Consider the following 456-nt stretch of genomic DNA (forward strand, 5'->3'; position numbering starts at 1 on the left):
CCGCGCTCCTTGCGGTTGCCGCCATCCTTCTGCTGCTGAGCGTTGCCGTTGCCACGGTTGTCGTCGCGGCGATCCTTGCGGTCCTTGTTGCGATCCTTGTTGCGGTCCTTGCGGCCGCCGTCCTGCTGCTGGCGGGCAACAGGAGCCGCCGGTGCCGGTGCCGGCGCCGGTTCGCCACCGAACACGCGCTTGAGCCAACCGATCACGCCGCCGCTCGGGGCCGCTGCAACCGGCGCTGCCACGACCGGGGCCGGTGCCGCTGCGGCCGGCTCCACTTCCTCGCGCACCGGGGCGGGGGAGGTGTGCTTGACCTGGGTCACCGCCGGCGGCGGGATGTTCAGCTGGCCCTTGGTCAGGGCATGCACCGGCAGCTTGCGCGGGGTGCCGCGCTGGTAACTGGGCTTGTTGCTCTCTTCACCCAGCTCGTTCTCGCGCAGGCGGGTGACGGTGTAGTGC

At 71.3% G+C, this 456-nt stretch carries 1 pseudogene; it reads right to left on the reverse strand.

What is annotated here, in order from left to right:
- Nucleotides 1-456: pseudogene (locus HR086_RS47470) on the reverse strand (hypothetical protein); the annotation flags it as partial.

This window comes from Myxococcus sp. CA039A, from assembly GCF_013336645.1.
Classification (GTDB): domain Bacteria; phylum Myxococcota; class Myxococcia; order Myxococcales; family Myxococcaceae; genus Myxococcus; species Myxococcus llanfairpwllgwyngyllgogerychwyrndrobwllllantysiliogogogochensis.